We start from the raw sequence: 21,786 nt of genomic DNA on the forward strand, positions 1-21,786 counted from the left end.
CTACATTGGTAGGAAACTTTGTTTTTTGTTACAAATTTTTAAATAATTTCTGAAAAATAGTTCCCAAAAGCGGAAGCGAAGTTGTTTTTCCCATTGCTGCCGAAAACAAACCATACATAGCTAAAACCGAAATAAAAATCCACATTGAAGCGGCAATCATAAGGTTTTCAAAATGACTAATAGTAATGCCCAAAGTGATAAATGTAATCGTTAAACCCAATCCTTGACGGATGTGAAACGAAGCAAAACTATTTTTATTTTCGCTATTCATTGAAATGGCGATTAATGGTCCAACGAACAATATATAGCTGATAATAGCTGCTGTTTTTCCTTCTTTTATAATTTGTGGTTCCATTTATAAAACTAATTTCTTTTGATTATAAATTCCAATTGCTTTTCCTTTCATTTTTTGCCCAATGAAAGCACTGTTTTTTGATTTTGATAAAATACTGTCTTTACTAAAGTCCCAATCATTTTTGGTTGTAAACAAGGATAAGTTGGCTGTGTTGCCTTCTGTTATGGGTTGATTTTCAATTCCAAAAATGGTTTTTCCTGCTGTTAGTTTTTCAACTACTTTTTCCAAAGGCAAAACAGTTAATAACGCACCAAAAGCACTTTCTAAACCAATCGTTCCGTTTTTTGCCAAATCAAATTCCATCTTTTTGTGTTCAATATCAATCGGATTGTGGTCAGATGTGATGCAATCTATTGTATTGTCTAAAACGGCTTTAAGTAACGCTTTTTTATCGGCTTCGTTTCGCAATGGTGGTGTAACTTTATAGCGACTGTCAAAGGTTTGTAATTTTTCATCGGTAAATACTAGATGATGTACAGCAACACTACACGTAACGTTCAATCCTTTTGCTTTTGCTTCTTTTATCAACTCAACTGATTTGGCAGTTGAAATGGTTGGAATATGAAGTTTTCCACCTGTGTATTCTAGTAAAAATAAATTCCTAGCTACAATTAATTCTTCAGCAAGTGTTGGAATTCCTTTCAAACCAAGTTGAGTAGAAACTATTCCTTCGTTGGCAACGCCATTTCCTTTAATTGCTTCGTCTTGACAAAATGCGATTAGCAAACCATCAAAATCCTGTGCATATTGCAAACCAATTTTCATCAAATTAGAATTTGACAAACTCTTTGTATAATCTCCAAAAGCAACTGCACCAGCGTTTTTCATATCAAAAAGTTCTGCTAAATCTTTGCCTTCGCTGCCTTTGGTCATTGCACCAATTGGAAACAACTCGGTGGCAAAGCCTTGCGCTTTTTGTTTTACAAAATGAATTTGCGATTGATTGTCAATAATTGGAAACGAATTAGGTTGTAATGCAATGGCTGTAAAACCGCTTTTAGCCGCAACTTCTAGTCCGTTGGCAATGGTTTCTCGGTCTTCAAAACCAGGTTCGCCAAGCGAAACGCTACTATCAAACCAACCTTGTGAAATATGCAATCCTTCAATGCTGATTTCTTTATAATCATCAATATTGGAGATGCTTTTACCTATTTTTTCTATAATTCCATCCTTGATAACCACATCTACTTTTTGATTGTGAAAAGCACTTTGGTTATCAATTATAGTTGCGTTGCGGAGGATTAGGTTCATTTTACAAATTTTTGAATGAGTAATTCTAATACTAAAAAGAGTAGTGTAAGCAGCACAAACCATTTCCAGATTTGCGTATCGGTTCGGTTTGTTTGAATGGTGTTGAACACCGTTTCAATATCGTTGATTTCTTGAAAGTTGGCTGCAATATCTGGATTGGCTAACGACAGATTACTTTCGGTTCTACTGTAATTGAAACCAATATTTTGCACCAAGTTTGTTTTATTATAAATACCAAAATTTCCAGCCGTTGACGGATTTTCGTTAAAGGTCATTTTAACTTTGGTATTCATCATTTGCTGTACAGGAATAAATTTTTCGGTATCGTTTTTTATCTCAATAATTTCATCTTTTGAAAGCGAAGCATCAATTATAAAAGGTTGGTTTTCTCCAATGATAATAGCATTTACACCTGTTTTTTGATTGTTTTTTGCCATGTTGTAAAAAGTCGGAACAATCAGCGGTGAGTTTTGAAAATTACTATTTTCTTTATTGATTGCTGCCGCAAAAACATACACTGAAGCTAATTCATTTTTAACGGAAGTTAGAAAAGCCGTTTGGTCTTCATAAGTTAAAATTGCTGGTGAAGTAGTGCTTACAGCAAATGAATTCTTGGTTGATGGATATTGAAAATTATCAATCTTTTTCTCAAAAACACCGCTAAATAACGGATGATTGAAATTTATTTTAGTTACTTTTTTTTCCGAATTGGTTGCTGCATTCAGTTTAATAGCTCCAAAACCAGCAAGCCAAGTGTTTAAGTTTTGCACATTGCTATTTTGCGCTGGAACGATGACCAAATTACCACCTTTTTGCACAAACGATTTTAACGTAGTTTGCAACGCTTGTGGAATTTCTTGTATTTCATTTAAAACGATAGCGTCTTGTTTCTCCAATGCATTATAATCTAAACTGGATAACTGAAAGTTGTTATAATTAAACTCGTCACTAGTGTAAATTCTCGAAAGATAGTTGCTTTTATCATTTTCGCCTATACTGATTACGTTGGTTTTACTTGGTTTGCTAATGCTGAAATAATACGTATTGTCATACTCTAAACCTTTGTCAAGAATAGAAACATAACCATTAAAATCGGCTTTTGGAATGGTGAAATTGATGGTTTTAGTCGTTGTTTCAAAATTCAAAATGGTTTTTGCCGCGAGTTTCGAATTGTTGTAAAGCGAAATAGGCACTTCTTTGAAATCTTCGCCGTTTGCCGTAAGTTTTACACCAATTTCATAGAAATCATCGAGTGTTTGTTGAATAAAAACGCTGTCAATAGCCACATTATTTTTTTGTTCCGCTTCTGGAAGAACGAACAATACATTGTCTTCTTTTCTAAATCCTTTGGCTTGATTTTCTTTAACGCCAACAGCATCGGTAATGATAATGATGTCTTTATTAAAAGCTGATTTTCTTGCATTTATTTTTGCTAAAATATTATCCAATCGGAATTCGTTGCCGCTGTATTTTAAATTTTGTAATTCTTTTTGAATGGATTTAATATCCGTGTTCCAAAAATTCTCATTGCAAGTGATTAATGAAAAGTTTTGCGCTTCTGGCGTGTGTTCCAATAAATCTTGAACCGCTCTTTTTAGCAATTCGCCATTTTTTCCTTTGGCTTGCATACTGAACGAATTATCTAGAACGATATACATTTCATTGGTAGCTTTTTTACTTTCTTTTGCTGTAAAAAAAGGTTGAGCAAACGCTAAAATTAAAAAGGCTAGGAGTAATAATCGAGTGAAAAGCAACAACCATTTTTTGATGGTGGAACTTTTTCGTGTTTGAATAGATAGTTCTTTTAAAAATTGAACATTGGTAAAATATTCTTTTTTAAAACGACGCAATTGAAATAAGTGAACCAGAATTGGGATAACCAATAAGAAAAGAAAATATAGAATTTCTGGATGTTTGAATTGCATTTTGATTTTCGATTTGTCAAAAATACTACTTTTTATTATTTTGAGTTACGAATTCAAAATTTTAAATTTAAAAAATGCTGTTAACTTTTGAAACACCTATTTTTGCAGCAGTCAAAATTCCACAAATGAAACATTTTTTTACTTTCTTGCTTACATTTTGCTTGTCCCAAATGGCTTTTTCACAAGACAATAAAACCAAGTTACTGATTGGTACTTATACTAACACTTGCAAAAGCGACGGTATTTACATTTATGATTTTAATACCGAAACAGCTGATTTTAAATTGAAATCTTCCTCAAAAAGTATAGTAAACCCTAGTTTTCTAGCGCTTTCTTCGGATAAAAAAACGGTTTATAGCGTTAACGAGAATGGCGATGCGAGTGCGGTAAGTGCTTTTGACTATACTTCAAAAACGAGTAGTTTAAAGTTTAAAAATGCTCTTCCTTCCGAAGGAAATGATCCGTGTCATATCATTACGGATGATAAAAATGTAATGATTGCTAATTATAGCGGTGGTAACATAGCCGTTTTTGGTAAAAATCCTGATGGCAGTTTGTCTAAAGTAAAACAAACGATTAAACATTATGGCAACAGTAGTAATCAACAACGCCAGGAAAAACCGCATGTGCATCAGCTGCATTTTTCTCCAGATAAAAAATACGTTTTAGCAACCGATTTGGGAACCGATTTTATACATATTTATAAGTACGATCAAAACCGCGATGACAAACCATTGGAATTATACAAAGTTAAAAAAGTAAAGGTTGGCAGTGGACCAAGACATCTTACCTTTAGTAATGATGGTAAGTTTGTCTATTTAGTTCAAGAGTTAACGGGTTTGGTTTCGGCGTTTAGTTATCAGGATGGTGAGTTAAATTTGCTGCAAGAAACATCGCTTTTGGAGAAAAAGTTTGTAGGCGAAACCAGTGCTGCTGATATTCACATTTCGCCTGACGGTATTTTTCTTTATGCTACCAATCGTGGAACGGCAAATACCATTTCGTGTTTTAAAATTAAAGAAGATGGAACATTAAAATTAGTACAAACCATCAGCACGCTAGGCAAAGGTCCACGGAATTTTGCTATTGATCCATCGGGGAATTTTTTGCTTGTAGCACATCAGTATTCAAATGAAGTTGTGGTGTTTAGAAGAAATAAAACCAAAGGCACGTTGACCGATACCAATCAAAGAATTAAAGTATGTTCGCCAGTTTGTTTAGTTTTTGAAAACTAGTTTATTTCTTCTTGCGCTTTGCCGCTCTTGTTTTTAAGATGTTTCGGTTGACAGAAGTTCCGGTTTTCTTTTTAGTTTTTGATGGTCCGCCAAGATTGATTTTTTTGTTTTTGGCTGCTTTTTCATGAAACGAAGCACCGCCTTCCAACTTTGGTTTTTTCATCAAAAACTTCATTTGCTTTTTCTTGTCTTTTTCAAATTCCAAAAGTTTTTCGGCAATTTCAACTGTGGATGGAAGTGCTAAAAACGTAATTTCCTTTTCCATCAACACTTCGGCTTCAATTTGAATTTCTTGCTCGTTTGGAACAATTAAACTAATGGCAATACCCGATTTATCCGCACGACCTGTTCTACCAATTCGGTGAATGTATTGCTCTGGAATTTCGGGAAACTCCACGTTGATAACATGAGTAATATCAGAAATATCCAAACCGCGCGCCATCACATCAGTAGTTACGATACCGCGAATTTCTCCTGCTTGAAACGAAGCCATCGTTTGCAAACGATAGTTTTGGGATTTGTTCGAATGAATAACACCAAATTGTTCAGGATAGACTTCTTCAATTTTATCTGCTAGTAAATCGGCCGTTTTTTTATTGTTTACAAAAAGCAACACGCGTTCTAGCTTTTCGTCTTTCAATAATTCAAGGATAAGATTTATTTTCGTCAAAAAGTTAGGAACGTAATAACCCAATTGTTCAATTTTTTCTAAAGGCGTGCCACTAGCTGCCAACGAAACTTCTTCAGGCAAATCAAAATATTCTTCGAGCATGGCATCTACTTCATCGGTCATCGTTGCAGAGAACAAAATGTTTTGACGCTTGTTTTTTAGCATCGATAATATAGTAGTAACTTGGGTTCTAAATCCTTGGTTGAGTATTTCGTCAAACTCGTCGATGATTAGTTTTTGCAAACTGTCAAAACGGATAACATTGTCTAATGCCAAATCCATTGTTCGTCCTGGTGTTCCAACCAAAACGTCAACACCTTGATAAATTGCTTTTTTCTGTGTGTTGATGTTCACACCACCATATACGCCAACGGTTCTAACCGACATGAAGCGTGTCAACTTTTCTACTTCTTCTGCTACTTGAACAACCAACTCACGTGTTGGTACTAAAATTAAAACTCTTGGCGAGTCAGTAGCGACAAATTTCCATTGTTTTAAGATAGGCAAGAGGTAAGCAAAGGTTTTTCCTGTTCCTGTTTGTGCAATACCCATTACATCTCTACCCGAAAGTATTGGCGAAAAAGCGCGTTCCTGAATAGGAGTAGGCGTTGTTAGCCCAAGTTCGTCTATGGCTTTTTGTAATGATTTAGGTAAATTGAATTGCTCAAAAGTGGACATGCTATTGCGGATTTTGGCAAAGGTAACAATTTCTAACGGTTATGCGATTTGGAAGTGGGTTTTGTTTGTTTTGGAAGTCAACGGTTAGGTTTTATTCACCTTTGAGAATGAATGTCTTTCTTATTTTTTGAATTTGATTGTTCTAATTGATTTTAAGAATGCTTGTTGATTCTCTTCACTTAAATTAAAACCACTAATTAAAAAACTCACATTCTTTTCCTTGGTCTTAATTTTTTTAAAATAAACCCAGGTTAATCCTGTTCCAACTTTTTTTGGAATTGTTATTTGTGCATTTATATTATTGATTACTTCGAAAGAAGATTTTGTGTTAGATAAATTTTTAAAATTAACAGTATCTGCTTTGCCGTAAAATTTATCTTTATATCGATTAACTTTATCTTCATTTTCTTGATAAAGAAATACACTATCATTAATAATGTAAAACCCTTTGTTAGCCTCAAAATTATTTAAGTTTTTGCCATAATAGAATTGTAAAGTGTCTTTTTTATCAAGTGCTATTTCACCCAAGATAAAATCTGTTTCCCTTTTTTTGATATACTTCCAATTGTTTGGAATTTTCATTGTAAATGAACCAAAATCCATTTCTTGATTACTACTAAAATTTAGCAATAAAAGGACAATAAAAAGAGGGCTTACTATTTTCATTTATTTTTTTTAAGATTTTTGGCTAACTAACTAATAATAACTTTTCATTATTTCAAGTGGGTTTTAAATTTTTCCAGCAAACCCACTTCAAAGCAAATTTAGTAAAAAACGACAACGGTATTACTTGCGTTTCTTTATCTTCCTATAGAATTAAGATAAAGCACTTTATAATTTTTTACCAAGGTCCATCTCTAGTTACATTTACAAATGCTCCGTTGTCTAATCGGTAGGCACCTTTAAACCCAACAAACCAAAAACGGTTTTGTAGGTCTTGGTAAATTTGGAAAGGAAACGGCGAAAAGTCACTGTCTTTATTTTTAACTTTTGTAAATCCATTGGTGTTATAATTATAAATTTCTCGCTTGTTTACGCTAAACCAAAGCGTACCTTCTTTGTCTTCATAAACACAACCAATACTATCATCATTTTTAATTAGTTTTTCAGTAATGTTGGTAAGTGTCTTTCCGTCGTATTTATAAATTGCTTTGGATATTGCAATATAAAAATAGCCCATCTTACTTTCAATAACAGTACTAACAAAATTGGATTGAAGTCCGTCTTTCTCAGAAATGTTTTTTAAAGAAGTTCCATCAAACTTGTAAACACCACCATTAGTGGCAAACCACATGTTGCCATTACGGTCCTCAATTATGGAATGAACCATTTTGGCAGTACTAATACCCATTGAAGGATTTATTTTTCCTTCTGGAATTTCGAATGGAGAAAGTGTTTTACCATCAAAGGTAAAAACGCCTTGGGTTGTCCCAATCCAAAGAATACCTTTTTTATCTATGGTCATGCTCCAAAGACCAGTTCTCAATAGAATATCTTTTTGATGAAAAACAGTAAAATAACTACCGTCATATTTTGCAATGCCACCGCCATAACCAATCCAGACAATTCCCTTGGTATCTTCAATAATAGTATGTACTGTTACTCCTTGGTTATTACTGTCTTTTAAATCAAAATAGAAAAGTCCGTTTTTATCTTTTCGGCAAAGTCCATCTTGGGTGCCAAACCAGTAGTTTCCTTTACTGTCTTGAAAAACGGTTCTGATAACACCGCTAATTTGATTACCCTGACTTTCTTTGTCGTGAACATCTACTTTAAATTCGGGTAGCGTTGCTGCATTAACACTAATACTGTCTTGATGGATTTTTGTTATGCTTACTACTTTTGGTTCTGCATTTTGTCCAGCACAGGAATTTAATAAAAATAATAGAAGTAGTGAAAAGTAGCTTGTTTTCTTATTTTGGTGTAAAGCCATAGTAATTGTTTTTCTGTTGTAAAATGTGCTATCACACTTTAATCAAAGGTAGAAAAATAATTGTTTGTTTTGTTTTGATTGTATGAGCGAGAAGCTTTTAGGTTTTTAGTTTGAAATATTATTTTAAACTTTGATAATAGGTTTTTGTAATAACTCAAAGTAAGGATGCTTTGATCAACAGGTTTTATTCTAACGATTTTCTAACAAATTCTAATGTCTTCCCATTTGACAGTTCAATTGAAATGGTATCATTCTTTATTTTCTTCAACATTTTTGTTTCGTTGTTGTTTTCAAAAGTTAAAGTATAAGTTAAGCAATTTTCAGATTCAGATACCTGGTTTGGATAAGATAAACTGTCGACTTTATTTAATTTTCCGAAGGCAGTTGATTTAATTTCCTTAATAATTTCATTTTTGCTTAAGTCAATATTTGGACTTAATTTAATTGTAGCTGTTAAACCACTTAGTTTTGGTTTCATGTACTTTATATAATATCCAGTTCTTATGTTTAAAAAATTATCTCCATCATATTTAACTTTTGTAAAAGCAAATTCATCATCCTGCGAATCCATTCCGGTATATTTATACTCGTGAAATTTTCCGCCAGGACAACCCATTAATGTATAACAACTTAAAATCAGAAGAAGTATTTTTATTTTCGATTTCATTTGCGCTTTTTTTTAAGGAATTAATATGATAGGCTTTTATTTTAGCTCAAAGTCGGGAGACTTTGCGCAGCTGGTCACTAAGCAACCCAGCAATTGCGCGAAACCGCTGTTAGCTGCTGGCTTTTTTCCATAATATTGACTTCTTCTTGATTGGGAATCTAAGCTTTAAACCTATTTCACCACTTCTAGCACTACTAACAGGTTTTTCATTTAGTTGTATTCCTTCAATAATATTTCTTTGAAACTTACCATTTTTTTCAATAAATATTTCTTCTGATATTTTTAATTCAACCTCTGTTATATTAATGATGCACACTTCACCATTTTTTAGAATTTCTTTGGGCTCATCGATGTAAACTAAATTTTCAGGTTTTATCTCAATCAAACCAAAATTTAAAAGTGAATTTCGAACTTCTTCTTTTGTAATAATTCCGTCTTCAATTTCATAGTATGCATTAAATAATTGCCAGGTTGTTAATAATCCTCTTTCATCATTTTGTGCATCCTGTATTTGATTTTCTGTAAATGGAGGATTCTGACGAGTTAATGGTGGTAAATATCTCTGATGATTGACAATATACAAAGCATAAACATCAAATTTTCCACGCTCCTTACATCTTCTGTGCTTAATTTTTGAAATTTGACTACAGTCTGAATCAGTTGATGTGCCACCAATTCCTTTACATTCAATTATTAAGATACCGTTTGATAATTGAATTTGTATATCTTCCTCAAGAATTTTTAAATCGGTTTTGTCTTCATCAACTTTATTGATTTTAGTAAACCCTAACCATTTAAAATATTTTACTAAAGCTTCAACTAAATCATCCCCTGTTGCAGTTAGTAAATTATGCAGATATAAATATTGCTCTTTGTTTTTAACTATTTCAGAATCTTTAATATTTATTTTTTCAGCATATTCTTTTTCTAATTTTACTTTTTCTTCCAGTAATGATTTGTGATTAGGCAACCAATAATCTTCGGATTCTTTCCAATTGAATGTAGTAGAAAAAGGAAAGAGTTCTGGCATCAAATCTGTTAGAATTTTTGACAAAAAGGAATTCAAGAATTCACCTTTATTTTCTATTTGTGGCAAATAGAATATCATAGAATTTTCACGAGATTCACAAATTGAAATTATATCACCACTTGAGTTTTTTATTAAAGGAACAAAATTTTCATTCTCCACATACTCGTTTCCTTTGTAACTTGTTGGGTGTCTAAAGGTTTGATTGTAGCTCGCAGTTGGTAAGTGAGTTTCTAGAAGCTTTTTCAAATCTTCTTTTACGTCACATACAATCATTTCTTTTCCGATTTTTGGAGCATAAAGTGGCGCATTACCAGCAAATGAATAAATATTATATCTTTCTATTCCTTGTCTTTCTGGATAATGGTCAGTAATTCTTATAGTTTCATATTCTGTATCATAAGCTCCTGTACTAAATGCAATTATTATATGTGGTCTTGTTCCTATTTCGATTAGTTTAGTATTTAAAATTAAACTCCCGAGTGGACGCGGATCAAAAACTGTTTCGGGATAACTGCTTAAAATTGCAACCGCACTTTTGCCAGTATGCTCTTCTCTTGTATGGTCTTTCTGCTTATAATCTATTGTAGAGTAATTATCCAAGTCAACAACAATAATATCATACTCGTGTAAATTTGAAGGGAAATTATAATTTAACAATAAGTGATGTGCATTATTTCTTGAAATATTTGGAACTTTTACCTTTTTACCGAGAGTTCCAGAAGAAATATTATAACCAGATTTTTCAAGAAGATTTATAGAATCTTTATCAATATCTATACAACATATTCTTGGTCGTTCATTTATTACTTTTTCTTCAGATGCCATTTATACAATATATTTTTTGGTTATTTTTATAGAATACCCTCAATGTTGGGCAAAGCTTGCAGCTAACTAGTGTATAAGTCTAACAAAATCAAACCCATAAACCCATAATCGGATAAATAAGTCTAACAACCGTCAAACTTCATTACAACTGTAAATATATAAAAATCCAATAGATATCTCGGAGTTTTCAATCCACTGCCCAATAAATCTAGCAAAAAACAATAACCCAATTTATAATTGCTACTAAAACTAGATAACACGCTTTTGTTTACTGTAGTTCAACTTGTTACGTTATTTAATTACTACAATTTCTATCAAAAATGAGCTTTATGACTAAGCAACCACAGTATAAAGCTTAAGTAACCATAGTATAAAGCTTAAGTAATCACAGTATAAGGCTAAAGTAACCACAGTATAAAGCTTAAGTAACTACAGTATAAAGCTTAAGTAACCACAGTATAAAGCTTAAGTAACCACAGTATAAAGCTTAAGTAACTACAGTATAAAGCTTAAGTAAGTTAAGCATAAGGCTAAACTAAGTTGAGTATAAAGCTAAACTAAGGTATGCATTATACTATTGTTTGTTATGCCTTATACTATTGTTTTTAATTTTTAACACTGAAAATGAAATAGTTATAAAACGTCTTTTTTGAGGTGTACAAACAACGTTCGATTGATTTTTCATCCATTTTATTTGAAATTCACTTTAGTCAAAGTCAGTATCCTTTTGGACTAGGGATTATTTGTTACGTTTTGATACAACTAACTTACAGTAAATGAAAAACCTTTCTCGGTGTAAACCATTGACAAAGGTTGCATTTATTGAGATTGGTGTTTGTGGATGTTGGTTGCAAGTTGTGGTTACGGACTTTTATTAATGGTGCAGTTTTTCCACTGCTTTTAACCTTTTTCTTCCTCTTAAACTGTCGATTTCTGATTAATAATTGTTATCGTCGTACACTTTCATCTTCGCTTGCTATATTTTTATAATTGAATGTCCAGCGGTGTTAATTTTAGTAACAATTTATATCGAATTCTAAATCAAAACCATAAAATTCTAATTTTATTGTGGTTAAACACAACTTTTTCTATTACTTTGTATCTATTGGTTAACAATTAATTTATAAGGATATGAAAAAAGTTATATTTTTTACTGCGGTATTTGTTTTGTTTTTTAATGAGGTGTTTTCGCAAAATCCTTATATCTATTTTGATAATCAAACATCAGGCTATCTTATCGAAGGAAATACGGCTACTTTTAGATTGAGAATTTCTGGCGCCATAGCAACTCCAATTTTGGTTACTGTTACTACTGAAACCAATACAGCATCGAGTAGTGATTTCACTGCAATCAACACCGTTGTAACCATTCCAGCAGGACAAACACAAAGTGCTCAATTTTTCATACCAACAACCAATGATGCCTTACCTGAGTATGGTGAATATTTTATATTAAAAGCATCGGTAACCACTGGAAATACCTCTAATCTCACTAATCAAAGAAATGTTTACATTGATGATGATGATACAATACCTAATTTTTATGTAAGTAATGGAGTAGGACAAAAATATGAAGGAACTGGAAATTTAGGAGTTTCTGTTAGTTTAACAAGACCTTATAACTCGCCTATTACATTTAGTTGTGTTACTTCTAATATCACAACGGACACAGGAGATTTAACTCCTGTAAACACTACACTTACCATTCCTGCTGGTCAAACTTTAGCAAGTACTAGTATTCCAATAACGGATGATGCTTTAGTGGAAGCTAACGAAACATTTGAAATTATTCTAACGGCTACCTCGGGCAATACAAATAATACTGTCGTTACAAGTACAATAACTTTATTAGACAACGATACCACTCCAACACTATACATTTTAGATGGAATGGTCAGAGAAGGACAAAATGAAACTGTTTATGTTCGTTTAAACAGAGCTTATAATTCAAATGTTGTTGTAGATATTTCAACTGCTCCAGGAACGGCATCTACAGCAGATTTTACTGCTACAACCAATACAATAACATTTGATCCAGGTAGTACTTCTAAAAGCTTTGTTGTTGCAATTACAAATGATGCCATTGATGAACCTGTTGAAAAATTTAGTATAAATGGAACTATTACTTCAGGAAATACTACCAATACAAATGCTACTTCTGAAGTTTCAATACAAGATAATGATGGATTACCTGATCTAGAAATTTTTGCAGATGATGGTGGATATGGCGTCCTTGAAGGTGATACTTATAATTATGTTTCTGTAAGTTTTTCATCAGCGTTAGCAACAGATACCGTTTTGCAGCTAACTACAGTAAATGGAACAGCTGGTGCTGCCGATTTTGTTCCTCTTGCTACTACAGTAACTATTCCAGCTGGGCAAACAATGGCTTTTATTACTGTTGACACCCTTTTAGATACTTTACAAGAACCTACTGAAAATTTTTCTATAGTAGTAACAAATCCTTCGGCAACTACGTTTAATAGTTCTGCAACCTTATTGGTTGATATTCGCGATAATTACAATATTAGAGCAAGTGATGATAGTGTAGAGTCAGTGTTTGGTGTGGGAACAAATTTTAATTTATTAACTAATGATTTTTTACGCGGATTACCCTTAAATTCTTCTGACGCAGTCAGTACCCTAAATGCTAATACTATAGGAGCTACAGTTAATGCTCAAGGAGAGATCAGTATACCAGCAACAGTGCCAGTTTCAGGTGGTTATTATCAATTGACTTATACCGTATGTGAAGTGGCTAATCCAACTTTTTGTAGTTCGGCTACAATTCGTGTTAGAGTAAATTCGCCACTAACAGCAAGTGCAACAGCGGCTTATTTTGATTTAAATGGAGATGGATATACGAATGTTGGTGATGTTATTAAAATATCTTACACTATTTCAAATATTGGAAACGCACCTATTACCAATATTGTTTTTGATACAGTTCAAGGCGTAACGAATTTTACAGGTGGACCGATAGCCAGTTTAGCGGCTGGTGCAACTGACACCACTTCTTTTGAAGCTTTTTATGTGCTCACTCAAGAAGATATTTCCACTGGATTTGTGAATAATTATTTTTTTACAATCTTTAATGGAATTTATAATGGAGTACAAGTTGAAGGCAGTACTTATAATCAAGGAGCTAGTGATCCAGGACAATTAATAAGTTTAAATGTAAGTAACGGTTTAAAACTTAATGCTTTTATTGATTCTGATTCAAATTCAGCACAAAATGGTTTAGAAGTAAGTTTTCCTTATGGTAATTACGACTATTCTATCAATGGAGGAATTGTTCGTAATGTTTACACGAATACATTCCACTACTTATATGAATCGGATCCATCAAATGTTTATAATTTAACTTATAATGTTGATACGCCTTATTATCCATATAATTCTTGTGCTACTTCTTATTCTAATGTAACAGTTCCAACAGGTTCAGGTATAACAACCAAGGATTTTCCAATAATTGCCATTCCTTATCAAGATTTATCAGTTTATTTAACGGGTTCTAGTTCGCCTCGTCCAGGAGAACCTTACCGAAGTCTAATTGTGTATAGAAATTATTCAAATCAGTTAGTGCCATCAGGAACTTTAACTTTCAATAAACCAACCAATGCTTCTATTATTGAAACATCACAATCAGGAGTGGTTATCAATGCTACTGGATTTACCTATAATTTTACAAATCTATTACCTTATGAAACTCGAACTATTACAATTGAAATGTTGACGCCAACAATTCCAACGGTAAACTTAGGGGATTTGCTAGTGAGTTCTGCTTCTATAAATGAACCATCAGGTGATATTGTTCCTTTAAATAATAACAGCAATTTGGTTCAAGTTATCGTTGGTGCTTATGATCCTAATGATAAGATGGAATCACATGGCGGTAAAATATTGTTTTCAAGTTTTACACCAAATGATTATTTGACCTATACGATTCGTTTTGAAAATACAGGAACGGCTAATGCCAATTTTGTAAAAATCACAGATGTTTTAGATGATAAATTAGAACCTTCTTCTATAAAAATGGTTCATGCTAGTGCGGATTATATTTTAGAAAGAGTAGGAGCAAGTCTAACATGGAAATTCAACGGGATTAATCTTCCTCCTTCCGTTGAAGACACCACAATAGGAAAAGGATATGTAATTTTTCAAGTAAAACCTAAACCAGGATATGCTGTTGGTGATATCATTCCAAATTTTGCCAATATTTATTTTGATACCAATCCAGCGATTGTTACAAACACATTTAATACAGAATTTGTCACAACTCTTGGAAGTTCAGATTACGCTTTAACCGATTTGAAATATTATCCAAATCCGGTAAAAAACAGTTTAACCATATCTAACAATTTCACCATTGAAAAGATAGAGGTTAACTCCATTTTAGGTCAAACGGTTTTAGTAAAAGAAGTAAATGATTTACAAACAACTATTGATTTTTCTTCACTAACGAATGGTGTATATTTTATCACAGTAACAAGCCAAGGAGAAAATAAAGTAATTAAAATCATTAAGGAATAAAAGTTGAATTGAGGTGAAAAACTACACCAAAAGATTATAACTCTAAGTTATTTCAGTAAGTAGTTTTTCATCTCCTCATAACTCTTAATCTTTATACTCACTTTTTCTTGATGCAATACACTTTCAATTTGAGTTGGTATTGGTAATTTTATATTCAAAGCGGGTTCGACAATATCCAAAAATTTAATTGGGTGTGCCGTCTCTAGAAACACACCAACGGCATTCGGATGCTGCTGCATTTCTTTCTTCAAACCCAAATAACCCACAGCACCGTGAGGTTCGGCAATGTAGTTAGTGTTTTTATAAATGGTTTTTAGTGTGGCTTCGGTTTCGGCATCGGTAAAACTATAGGACGAAAAATCCTTTTGGAACGCCGCTAAATCATTGTCATACAACTCTTGTATGCGGATAAAATTACTCGGATTGCCCACATCCATTGCGTTTGAAATAGTAGCAATAGAAGGTTTAGGTTCGTAGTTGCCTTTTTCTAAAAAGCGGGGAACGGTATCATTCGCATTGGTCGAAGCTACAAAATGGGCAATGGGTAATCCCAAACGTTTTGCCATAATCCCGGCACAGATGTTTCCAAAGTTACCACTCGGACAAGAGAGAATTATTGGTTTGTTGTGTTTCTTCAATTCGCGGTAAGCAAAGAAAATATAAAACATTTGCGGCAACCAACGAGCAATGTTTATCGAATTGGCTGAGGTTAGGTTTTTATATTTCAAATCCTCATCAAGAAAGGCTTTTTTTACCATGTCTTGACAGTCGTCAAAAACACCGTCCACTTCTAGTGCGGTGATATTTTGACCTAAGGTAGTAAGCTGTCGTTCTTGAATATCGCTCACTTTGCCCGAAGGATAAAGGATAACCACTTCTACGCCTTTCACACCAAGAAAACCACTAGCTACAGCGCCACCAGTATCGCCAGAAGTAGCAACAAGCACGGTATTTTTTTGATTTTTGTTTCTGTTGAAATATGCCAAACACCGCGACATAAATCGGGCGCCGACATCCTTAAATGCCATAGTTGGTCCGTGAAATAATTCCAACGAAAAGACATTTTCTTCTACCTTCACCAAAGGAAAATCAAAGGATAGGGTTTCTTTTAAAATCTGTTTTAGTTCCGCTTCGGGAATTTCAGAACCCACAAATTGCTTGATGGCTTCAAAAGCGATTTCTTCATGGGATATAGTTTCAATAGTTTCAAAAAAAGCAGGCGACAAAGGTGTTATCGTTTCAGGGAAATACAAACCTCTGTCAGGCGCTAATCCTTGAATGACGGCTTCTTCAAAAGAAACTTTATGGGTTTTATTGTTTAGGCTGTAGTAATTCATAAAAAGTACGATTTACGAAGTTTGAAGTACGAAATGCAAATTACTTTGTACCTCGTACTTCGTACTTCTTATATTATTTTCACTCCTTCTTCATTTATTTTCGAAACATGAATGTCAAACGGAATGCTTGTTCCAACATAGGCTTCTTTCATAGCATCGGCTACTTTGTTGGCGGTTTCGTTTCCTTTGCACAGCGCAAAAATCGATGGTCCAGCACCTGATATTCCAGCGCCAAGCGCGCCATTTTGCAACGCCGTTTGTTTTACTTGGTCAAAATTAGGGATTAATTTTTTACGATGAGGTTCTGCCACAACATCAAGTAGCGAACGACTAATCAATTCATAATCTGAAGTGTAGAAACCGGCGATTAATCCGCCAAGATTTCCCCATTGGGTGATGGCGGTTTTTAGTGGAATTTCATTGGGCAATACGGCACGCGATGCTGATGTTTTTACTTCAATCAGCGGATGTAAGACTACGGCAACCAATTCGCTTGGCGTAGCTATTTTTATATAATCAATCGGATTGTAACCACGAATTAATATAATGCCGCCAAGTAGTGCAGGAGCAACATTGTCTGCATGAAAACCACCGCTGGCTAACGCTTCGCCTTGCATGGAAAATTCTACCAGTTCACTATCCGAAAAAGGTTTGCCAAGTAATTGGTTTATGCCAAAAACAACTCCCGAAGCACTAGCAGAAGAACTTCCAATGCCGCTTCCAGCTTTAATTTTTTTATGGATTTCTATTTCAAAACCATAATCAATTTCAATGGCATTTATCATAGCTAAAGCGGCAACGCCTGCTACGTTTTTTTCGTTTTCAAACGGCAAATCAGCACCCGTGATTTTGGTTATTTTTATTCCTTTTTCAGATGTTTTTCTAATAATCATCTCATCGCCGATGGTATCCAAACACAACCCGATAACGTCAAACCCACAGTTTAAGTTAGCAATACTGGCAGGACAGAATAGTTTTATTTCGTTCATAACAATTTCGTTTCGAGTATGAAACAAGTTTTAGACATTTCCAATTCGAATTACATCAGCAAAAATTCCAGAAGCTGTAACCGCAGCACCAGCACCAGCACCTTTGATTAATAAAGGTTGGTCAACATATCTTTCGGTAAAAAACTGAACGATGTTGTCTTTTCCTTCCAAATTATAAAACGGACTTTCTTTTGGAATAAATTGCAATCCAACTGATGCTTTTCCATTGTCATATTGAGCTACAAATTTAATTCGGCTGTCTTTTTCTTTAGCTTCAGCTAATAGTTGGTTGAAATGACTTTCGTTTTTGAGTAATGACTTGAAAAAATCGTCGTTATTAGTGGTGTTCATGCATTCCTCAGGAAGGAAGCAATTGTTTTCGATGTCTTCCATTTCCATGGAAACTCCGCTTTCGCGAATGAGGATTAAAATTTTTCGGGCTACATCTACACCGCTCAAATCAATTTTCGGATCGGGTTCGGTGTAACCTTCTACACCTGCTTGTTTGACTACATCGTGGAAGCTGTAGGTTTCGGAGAAATTATTAAAAATAAAGTTCAAACTGCCTGATAACACCGCTTGAATTTTGTTGACTTTATCACCAGAAGCCACGAGATTTTTAAGCGTATCGATAATTGGTAGTCCAGCACCAACATTGGTTTCAAATAAAAATGGAGCGTTGTATTTTCGAGATAATTCTTTTAGTTTTTTATAGTTTTCATAGTGCGATGAACAGGCAATTTTGTTGCAAGTAACCACGCCAACATTCATTCGAAGAAATTGCTCGTAAATCATTGCTACATCATAGTTAGCCGTAATGTCTACAAAAATGCTGTTGCGCAAATTGAGTTCTTTTACTTTCGAAATGAAATCGTTTACACTGGCTTTTTCTCCATTATCTACTTTGGCTTTCCAATCGTTGAGGTTGATGCCGTCTTCGTCAAAAAGCATTTTTCTCGAATTTGCTAAAGCAATAACGCGTACATTTATTTTTAGATTTTCTTTTAGGAATTTTTTCTGTTGGTGAATTTGGTCGATGAACTTTTCGCCTACATTACCAATTCCCATCACAAATAAATTAAGTTGTTTGGTGTTGTCTTCAAAAAAGCGTTCGTGAAGTGTGTTCAACGCTTTTTTCACATCTTTTTCATTAATCACTACCGAAATATTACGTTCCGATGCACCTTGAGCAATCGCACGAATATTGACGTTGTTTTTGCCTAAAGTGCTAAACATTTTACCCGAAATGCCTTGGTGATTTTTCATGTTTTCGCCTACTAGCGCTACGATACATAAATCTTTCTCCACGATACAAGGCTCGATTTTACTTTGTGCAATTTCGAGTTCAAAGGTTTTATCAATGGCTTTTTTGGCATTCTCTGCATCTTGGTTTAGTATCCCAATACAAATAGAATGTTCAGAAGAAGCTTGAGTGATAAAAATAACGTTGATTGAATGATTAGATAAAACTTCAAACAAACGTTTTGATGAACCTGCAACGCCAATCATTCCCGAGCCTTCAAGTGTAATGAGTGCAATTTTATCAATATGTGAAATTCCTTTGATAGGATTATTTCCTGCTTGGTTTTCATTTGAAATATAGGTTCCAAAAGCATCAGGTTCAAAAGTATTTTTAATCCAAATTGGAATATTAGAGTCAAGAACCGGTTGAATAGTTGGCGGATATAAAACCTTAGCACCAAAATGAGACAATTCCATTGCTTCTTGATAGGAAATAGTTTCGATAGGTTGCGCTTGTTTTACAATTTTTGGATTGGCAGTAAACATACCGTTAACATCCGTCCAAATTTCTAATGCAGTGGCATGAGTAGCGTTGGCAATAATCGCTGCGGTGTAATCCGAACCGCCACGACCTAATGTTGTAGTGTTTCCAGCTTCATCACTTGCAATAAAACCAGGAAGTAAAACCACTTGAGCTTTATTTTCTTTAAAATAATTGGCAATTAAGTGATTGGTGGTTTCTGTATCAACGTTGGCTTTTCCAAAATCGGAATTTGTTTTTATTAATTCGCGACTGTCTTTGAAAACGGCATTTATTTTTTGTTTTAAGGCAACAGCAATAATTTGTGAGGACAATAATTCACCAAAACTGGCTACAATATCTGCTGTTCTGTTGGACAATTCTCCTAGAAGAAAACAGCCGTCGAGCAAGGTTTTTAACAAATTAATATTACTGTTGATGTTTTCAATTAAATCACTTTGTTCACTAAGCGGAATAAGTTCTTCAATAGCAGCTTTGTGTTTTTGGTCAATCTGACTGATGATGTCGCGATAAGCTTTGTCTTTTTGTGCTGCTTTTTTGGAAGCGTCTAACAATAAATCGGTAACTCCACTAAAAGCTGAAACAACAACCGCTAAAGTGTCTTCTTTGGATTTTTTTTGAACTATATCAAGAACTAATTTAATATTTTGAGCATTGGCAACGGATGTTCCGCCGAATTTAAGTACTAACATTTTGAATTGGAATTACATTAAAAATTTGCTTTCAAACGAAAGCCATTAGAATGGACTATATGTGAAAATTATACCCCAAATGGGGTTGTAGTTGTTGTGCCAACAGTAGTTGTAACCAAAGTTTTGGTTGGAGTAGTGAAATTATATTTTTTACTGTTGAAAATCATAATTTCAAATATATACTATTTCGTTTTAAAACCTACAAAATCCTTTCATTTTTATGAAAATAGCAATAATATATCGATATAGTGTGTTAATTTTTTGATAGTTGCAGTTGATTAAATTACATTTTTGATGATTTGTCAATAAAATAGCGATTACATAATTGCTTATTAACGATTGTTTACTCATTTTTGCATTGTAAAAAACGATAAAATGGATACTACGCACTACATTTCAACAGAAGTATTGACTTTAGAACAACTGCAACAAATTGTTTCACAAGGAAAAAGCATTGCGCTATCTGAGGAAGCAAAAGTTAATATTCAGAAATGTAGAACCTACTTAGACAATAAAATGGCGTCAAACGATGAGCCAATCTATGGAATTAATACTGGATTTGGTTCGTTGTGTAATGTGAAGATATCTACTGAAAACCTATCAAAACTACAAGAAAACTTAGTGAAATCGCATGCTTGCGGAACGGGTGATGAAGTGCCAAGTGACATCGTGCAGTTGATGTTGTTGCTTAAAATTCAATCGTTGAGTTATGGTCATTCGGGTGTGCAATTGGAAACAGTGGAGCGTTTGGTAGATTTTTACAACAAGGGAATTTATCCTGTGATTTATACACAAGGTTCGCTTGGTGCTAGTGGTGATTTAGCGCCGTTAGCTCATTTGTCGTTGCCTTTATTAGGCGAAGGCGAAGTCTATTTTGAAGGAAAGAAAATCCATTCCTCCGAAGTGTTGAAACAGTTTAATTGGCAACCTATCGTCTTGCAGTCTAAGGAAGGATTGGCGTTGTTGAACGGAACGCAATTTATGAGTGCGTATGGTTGTTATGTTTTGTTGAAAGCCATGAAATATGCTTATTTGTCAGATGTGATTGCTGCAATTTCGCTTGAAGGTTTTGATGGTCGCATTGAACCTTTCAATGAACTAATTCATTATGTTCGTCCGCACAAAGGACAAATCGTAACAGCACAACGTATGAATGAGTTGCTTGAAAATAGCCAAATAATTGCCCAACCAAAACAACACGTGCAAGATCCATATTCTTTTAGATGTATTCCTCAAGTTCATGGCGCTAGCAAAGATGCCATTGATTATGCGAAGAAAGTTTTTAAAACTGAAATCAACTCCGTGACGGATAATCCAAATATTTTTATTGAAAGCGATATTATCGTTTCTGGTGGAAATTTCCACGGACAACCATTGGCACTTGCTCTGGATTTTCTTGGAATAGCGTTAGCTGAATTGGGTAGTGTTTCCGAAAGAAGAACGTATCAATTGATTTCAGGACTTAGAGGTTTACCTGCTTTCTTGGTAGACAATCCAGGATTGAATTCTGGGTTTATGATACCACAATATACTGCTGCCAGCATTGTGAGCCAAAACAAACAATTGGCTACTCCAGCCAGTATCGACAGTATTGTTTCGAGCAACGGACAAGAAGACCATGTTTCTATGGGCGCGAATGCAGCAACGAAATGTTTGAAAATCATGGAAAATCTAGAACGTATTTTGGCAATAGAATTGATGAACGCTTCTCAAGCCATTGAGTTTAGACGACCATTACAGTCAAGCGACTTCATAGAAATGTTTCTTAAATCCTATCGTGCCGAAGTGCCGTTAGTAAAAGAAGACCGCATTCTTCATTATGATATCGAAAACTCGGTAGCGTTTTTAACTAGCTTTATGATTGAGTTGGAAGATTAATTAGT

14 protein-coding genes are annotated in these 21,786 nt (G+C 34.0%); 3 read left to right on the top strand and 11 right to left on the bottom strand.

The annotated features are described in order from the left end of the window. Positions 1 to 28: 28 nt before the first annotated feature. Genes BC748_RS11215 through BC748_RS11225 form a run of 3 tightly spaced genes read right to left on the bottom strand, consistent with a single transcriptional unit; the run spans position 29 to position 3,531 of the window. Positions 29 to 355: a hypothetical protein gene (locus BC748_RS11215; RefSeq protein WP_133533587.1), complete on the bottom strand. Its 327-nt coding sequence runs from the start codon at positions 353 to 355 to the stop codon at positions 29 to 31. Further along, entirely contained in the window at positions 356 to 1,606 is a 1,251-nt protein-coding gene (locus BC748_RS11220; RefSeq protein ID WP_133533588.1) for a dihydroorotase, read from the bottom strand. Next, positions 1,603 to 3,531, bottom strand: coding sequence for a vWA domain-containing protein (locus tag BC748_RS11225; RefSeq protein ID WP_133533589.1), 1,929 nt, complete (start codon positions 3,529 to 3,531; stop codon positions 1,603 to 1,605). The genes BC748_RS11220 and BC748_RS11225 overlap by 4 nt, the downstream gene beginning before the upstream one ends. Positions 3,532 to 3,656: 125 nt before the next feature. Here BC748_RS11225 and BC748_RS11230 point away from each other — a divergent pair, with 125 nt between their 5' ends. Then, positions 3,657 to 4,766, top strand: a complete 1,110-nt coding sequence (locus BC748_RS11230) for a lactonase family protein (protein ID WP_133533671.1) — start codon at positions 3,657 to 3,659, stop codon at positions 4,764 to 4,766. Position 4,767: 1 nt separating this feature from the next. Here the strand turns inward: BC748_RS11230 and BC748_RS11235 are convergent, their stop codons facing one another. From BC748_RS11235 to BC748_RS11255, 5 genes are all read right to left on the bottom strand, one after another. Beyond that, positions 4,768 to 6,114 (bottom strand): DEAD/DEAH box helicase, encoded by a 1,347-nt coding sequence (locus BC748_RS11235; protein WP_133533590.1) that lies wholly within the window; start codon positions 6,112 to 6,114, stop codon positions 4,768 to 4,770. Between the two features lie 120 nt (positions 6,115 to 6,234). Beyond that, positions 6,235 to 6,696, bottom strand: coding sequence for a hypothetical protein (locus BC748_RS11240; RefSeq protein WP_133533591.1), 462 nt, complete (start codon positions 6,694 to 6,696; stop codon positions 6,235 to 6,237). A gap of 259 nt (positions 6,697 to 6,955) precedes the next feature. Beyond that, a complete protein-coding gene (locus BC748_RS11245) occupies positions 6,956 to 8,047 on the bottom strand; it encodes a ligand-binding sensor domain-containing protein (protein WP_133533592.1) in 1,092 nt (363 codons plus the stop codon). Positions 8,048 to 8,231: 184 nt separating this feature from the next. After that, entirely contained in the window at positions 8,232 to 8,714 is a 483-nt protein-coding gene (locus tag BC748_RS11250) for a hypothetical protein (protein ID WP_133533593.1), read from the bottom strand. A 109-nt stretch (positions 8,715 to 8,823) separates the two neighbouring features. Beyond that, complete coding sequence (locus BC748_RS11255) at positions 8,824 to 10,569, bottom strand: hypothetical protein (RefSeq protein WP_133533594.1); 1,746 nt, start codon at positions 10,567 to 10,569, stop codon at positions 8,824 to 8,826. 1,131 nt (positions 10,570 to 11,700) lie between these two features. Here BC748_RS11255 and BC748_RS11260 point away from each other — a divergent pair. Further along, entirely contained in the window at positions 11,701 to 15,102 is a 3,402-nt protein-coding gene (locus BC748_RS11260; RefSeq protein ID WP_133533595.1) for a DUF7619 domain-containing protein, read from the top strand. 47 nt (positions 15,103 to 15,149) lie between these two features. Here BC748_RS11260 and thrC read toward each other — a convergent pair whose 3' ends face one another. The 3 genes from thrC to thrA form a co-directional block, all read right to left on the bottom strand. Beyond that, the gene (thrC, locus tag BC748_RS11265) at positions 15,150 to 16,439 is read right to left on the bottom strand and encodes a threonine synthase (protein WP_133533596.1); all 1,290 of its coding nucleotides are present in this window, start codon (positions 16,437 to 16,439) and stop codon (positions 15,150 to 15,152) included. A gap of 68 nt (positions 16,440 to 16,507) precedes the next feature. Continuing rightward, complete coding sequence (locus tag BC748_RS11270; RefSeq protein ID WP_133533597.1) at positions 16,508 to 17,428, bottom strand: homoserine kinase; 921 nt, start codon at positions 17,426 to 17,428, stop codon at positions 16,508 to 16,510. Positions 17,429 to 17,458: 30 nt separating this feature from the next. After that, a complete protein-coding gene (gene thrA / locus BC748_RS11275) occupies positions 17,459 to 19,903 on the bottom strand; it encodes a bifunctional aspartate kinase/homoserine dehydrogenase I (protein WP_133533598.1) in 2,445 nt (814 codons plus the stop codon). A gap of 375 nt (positions 19,904 to 20,278) precedes the next feature. Between thrA and hutH the strand changes: the two genes are divergently transcribed. After that, on the top strand, positions 20,279 to 21,781 hold the full coding sequence (gene hutH / locus BC748_RS11280) for a histidine ammonia-lyase (RefSeq protein WP_133533599.1): 1,503 nt from the start codon (positions 20,279 to 20,281) through the stop codon (positions 21,779 to 21,781). Positions 21,782 to 21,786: the final 5 nt, after the last annotated feature.

This window comes from Flavobacterium dankookense, assembly GCF_004362665.1.
Classification (GTDB): domain Bacteria; phylum Bacteroidota; class Bacteroidia; order Flavobacteriales; family Flavobacteriaceae; genus Flavobacterium; species Flavobacterium dankookense.

Bases quoted from the DNA above. Each gene is read 5' to 3' on its own strand.
- BC748_RS11245 (WP_133533592.1), bottom strand. From the start codon at position 8,047: ATGGCTTTACACCAAAATAAGAAAACAAGCTACTTTTCACTACTTCTA.
- BC748_RS11235 (WP_133533590.1), bottom strand. From the start codon at position 6,114: ATGTCCACTTTTGAGCAATTCAATTTACCTAAATCATTACAAAAAGCC.
- BC748_RS11260 (WP_133533595.1), top strand. From the start codon at position 11,701: ATGAAAAAAGTTATATTTTTTACTGCGGTATTTGTTTTGTTTTTTAAT.
- BC748_RS11255 (WP_133533594.1), bottom strand. From the start codon at position 10,569: ATGGCATCTGAAGAAAAAGTAATAAATGAACGACCAAGAATATGTTGT.
- thrC (WP_133533596.1), bottom strand. From the start codon at position 16,439: ATGAATTACTACAGCCTAAACAATAAAACCCATAAAGTTTCTTTTGAA.
- hutH (WP_133533599.1), top strand. From the start codon at position 20,279: ATGGATACTACGCACTACATTTCAACAGAAGTATTGACTTTAGAACAA.
- BC748_RS11215 (WP_133533587.1), bottom strand. From the start codon at position 355: ATGGAACCACAAATTATAAAAGAAGGAAAAACAGCAGCTATTATCAGC.
- BC748_RS11250 (WP_133533593.1), bottom strand. From the start codon at position 8,714: ATGAAATCGAAAATAAAAATACTTCTTCTGATTTTAAGTTGTTATACA.
- thrA (WP_133533598.1), bottom strand. From the start codon at position 19,903: ATGTTAGTACTTAAATTCGGCGGAACATCCGTTGCCAATGCTCAAAAT.
- BC748_RS11225 (WP_133533589.1), bottom strand. From the start codon at position 3,531: ATGCAATTCAAACATCCAGAAATTCTATATTTTCTTTTCTTATTGGTT.
- BC748_RS11240 (WP_133533591.1), bottom strand. From the start codon at position 6,696: ATGAAAATTCCAAACAATTGGAAGTATATCAAAAAAAGGGAAACAGAT.
- BC748_RS11270 (WP_133533597.1), bottom strand. From the start codon at position 17,428: ATGAACGAAATAAAACTATTCTGTCCTGCCAGTATTGCTAACTTAAAC.
- BC748_RS11230 (WP_133533671.1), top strand. From the start codon at position 3,657: ATGAAACATTTTTTTACTTTCTTGCTTACATTTTGCTTGTCCCAAATG.
- BC748_RS11220 (WP_133533588.1), bottom strand. From the start codon at position 1,606: ATGAACCTAATCCTCCGCAACGCAACTATAATTGATAACCAAAGTGCT.